General features: G+C 34.1%; 5 protein-coding genes. 4 read left to right on the top strand and 1 reads right to left on the bottom strand.

Going from position 1 to position 2,726, the window contains the following annotated elements:
- Together ABYD77_RS18660 and ABYD77_RS18655 are read left to right on the top strand one after the other, a co-directional pair.
- Positions 1–666 (top strand): hypothetical protein (locus ABYD77_RS18660; RefSeq protein ID WP_372771598.1); only part of this gene is annotated, 666 nt, incomplete at its 5' end.
- Positions 667–929: 263 nt separating this feature from the next.
- The gene (locus tag ABYD77_RS18655) at positions 930–1,343 is read left to right on the top strand and encodes a hypothetical protein (protein ID WP_372771597.1); all 414 of its coding nucleotides are present in this window, start codon (positions 930–932) and stop codon (positions 1,341–1,343) included.
- Between the two features lie 101 nt (positions 1,344–1,444).
- Here ABYD77_RS18655 and ABYD77_RS18650 read toward each other — a convergent pair whose 3' ends face one another.
- Positions 1,445–1,786: a DUF3693 domain-containing protein gene (locus tag ABYD77_RS18650; RefSeq protein WP_372771596.1), complete on the bottom strand. Its 342-nt coding sequence runs from the start codon at positions 1,784–1,786 to the stop codon at positions 1,445–1,447.
- A 172-nt stretch (positions 1,787–1,958) separates the two neighbouring features.
- On the opposite strand from ABYD77_RS18650, the gene ABYD77_RS18645 reads away from it, so the two are divergent.
- A complete protein-coding gene (locus tag ABYD77_RS18645; RefSeq protein ID WP_372771595.1) occupies positions 1,959–2,543 on the top strand; it encodes an exonuclease domain-containing protein in 585 nt (194 codons plus the stop codon).
- A 3-nt stretch (positions 2,544–2,546) separates the two neighbouring features.
- A partial coding sequence (locus tag ABYD77_RS18640) for a hypothetical protein (protein WP_372771594.1) occupies positions 2,547–2,726 on the top strand: 180 nt, incomplete at its 3' end.

Genomic DNA, 2,726 nt, shown 5'->3' with positions numbered 1-2,726 from the left:
TCAGTTATTAATACCGAAGAACGGGAATACCAACAAAAGTATTTTAAGTTTTACCAATCGCATACTAAAAGCGCTAAACCTGTTATTGAGTCAGCCGCTAATGATGTGCAGCTCTGGTATAACAACTGGTACTTCAAAGGCATGATACCTATGTTTTTGCTTGCTGGTTATCTTGTCTATTCTGGTTTTTCTAATCAAAAACCAGAACCACAAAAACCGTTAACCCCAAAACAATCCCCGACTTCTATCCCAGTTCAGCAAATTAATAACCCTGGGCAACTTCCGCATCAGGATAAAAACCAATACGCAAATGCTCAACCTCAACCAAAACAGGTAAAGCCAGAACCAGAGCCGCAAGTTAAAAAACCTATACATCCATTTTATAAAGTTCAACTTCATATATCTGGCTGGATGCAAAACCGTCATAGAGGTCGTCTTGTTAAGGATTATCACATTACAGCCAGCCAAAATGGGCAAGTGGTTTTTGAAATGAATTTAGTTGATTTGGCTCTTGCTGGTTATAAAACCATTGTTCGTAGTCAATGTTCAATTGAAATACAGTTTGAAGATTATCATGATTATTTAACCTGTGATTATCCGCGTGTAAATATTGATGCTGGTTCTAATGTTCCTGATTCTGGCGACATGGTTGCAAGTAATTTCTAATACAATAAAAAGCAAATAGGAGGGGCACCCGCTTTGCGGGGAGGTGTCCTATTTGCTTTTGGGGTTATTAGGGGCTTGCCCCTGATGCTAAGCCTTGCAAATCTAAACCCGTTCATCTTATCTAAAATGGCAAAATATCCTTACTTTAAAAAAATATGGCTGGTTCGCCCCTTGCTAAGCCAAGCCGTTTTATCGAGTAATACTATTGTTAAGACAATACTTTTATTTTTCAGCCTTAACCAAAAAAATAAGGAGTTAAAACAATGGTTAAGGATTTTCAAATTCAATTTTATACACTCTTTGCATCTGATTATGAACTTGCCGCAAAATCGTTAGGTAAATCATCTAGACAAATAAGACGTTATTTAAAAACGGGTAAAGTTTGTCCAACTGTTAAAATATTAGTTGATATTATGTATCGGGGTTATTTACCCAATAGCCATGGGTGGGCTGATATGTATATAGATAAAAATGGTGTTTTATATTCCCCTTCTGGCAAAGCTACATCTGGCGAAATAGCCTACTTACATAATTATAAATGGGCAGCACATCGAACAACGGAACAATTAAAAAATGCACGAAAAAGGATCGCAGAGCTAGAAAAAATTTCAAATAGTGAAGAAATACAAAATGATTTATTAGACATAGTTGCCAAACTATCAAAAAAAGCTATCTAATTGATAAAATGACAATTTATAAATTAACATAAATATATGAATTAAAAAGGGAATCTTTCGATTCCCTTTTTAACTTTAATATGCATTAGAGGTTATAAGGTCTAATTGAAAGCCTCCTGACTTTCTGGTTCTGCTGCAAGTCCTATACATAGACCAACAATTGCACATGCAGCACTAATCTTTTTTACGACATCTTCCCAAACTTTTTTTTCTTCTTTGCTTTTTGCTCTTTCTAAAGATAACTTTACTAATGCTTCGTTTCTTTCCATTCCGATAGCATTAGCTAAAAATATCACTTGATCTGCTGTTAAGTGTTTTTTGCCTGATTTTATTTCAGACATTAAACCTTTGTGCATTTTTTCTACATCTGCGACAACTTGCTTGTCTTGTGTGTAACCTTTGAAATTTTTATATTTTTCAATGAGTTCATAGCTAAAATTCATATATAGATAACCTCCTTTCGTTATTCTAGTTCAATAAATATGAAATTGACATATTGACAGTTCTATTTGTATTGAACTATTGTATGCCGTAGTTCAATCGTTATTGAACTATTTTTATAACTATTTAGTTCAATAGTTATAGAACTAAGACGGATTTGATAAGGAAATATTTATGAATTTACCAGCTAATAAAAATCAATTTGATTTATATCGCTCTGAAATAGTTGTACTCGACACAGAAACTACTGGCCTTGATGAATACGCTCGTGTATGTGAAATCTCAATTATCGATGGTTATGGTAATGTTTTATTAGATACCCTTGTCAATCCAGAAATCAAAATTCCGCAAGAAGCAATTAACATACATAACATCACTAATGATATGGTTGTTAATTCCCCTACAATCATCGACTTAGGTTTAAAAATACAAGAAGCGTTAGCAGGTAAAACACTTTGTATTTATAACTCTGGTTATGATACCCGTTTATTAAATCAATCTTTTAATGTGCATTTAGACTTTGATAAACATTGCTGGAATACTGCTTTTGATGTTTGCTGCATTATGCAAAATTACGCGGAATATTACGGTGAATTACAAGAGCGCTATGGACGTACTTCTTACCGTTGGCAACGTCTTACCAACGCTTGCGCTCAACAAGATATAGATACTAAAAATTTCACAGCTCACCGCGCTTTAGGTGATTGTAAAATGACTCTTGCCCTTATGAATAAATTTATGAATATTTATGAGGATTAACCAATGCTTAACCAACTTTTAGATCCTGCTTACAACGCTAAGCAATCATTAAACGGTTTAGGTGTAGTTACTAACACTCATAAGGCAGTTTACCCAAGTGAAAATAATATTGATATTTATCGCGGTTATAGCTGCGATTTTCAAGAGCTTGAAGAATCTGGTGTTAATACTGCTCGAATGGCT

The organism is Pseudoalteromonas sp. (genome assembly GCF_041629635.1).
Taxonomy (GTDB): Bacteria; Pseudomonadota; Gammaproteobacteria; order Enterobacterales; family Alteromonadaceae; genus Pseudoalteromonas.
Note: the sequence above shows the minus strand (reverse complement) of the source record. Positions and strands in the feature narration are given on the sequence as shown.

What these genes read in the sequence shown, in the direction of transcription:
- ABYD77_RS18655 (WP_372771597.1), top strand. Translation starts at nt 930, where the DNA reads ATGGTTAAGGATTTTCAAATTCAATTTTATACACTCTTTGCATCTGAT.
- ABYD77_RS18650 (WP_372771596.1), bottom strand. Translation starts at nt 1,786, where the DNA reads ATGAATTTTAGCTATGAACTCATTGAAAAATATAAAAATTTCAAAGGT.
- ABYD77_RS18645 (WP_372771595.1), top strand. Translation starts at nt 1,959, where the DNA reads ATGAATTTACCAGCTAATAAAAATCAATTTGATTTATATCGCTCTGAA.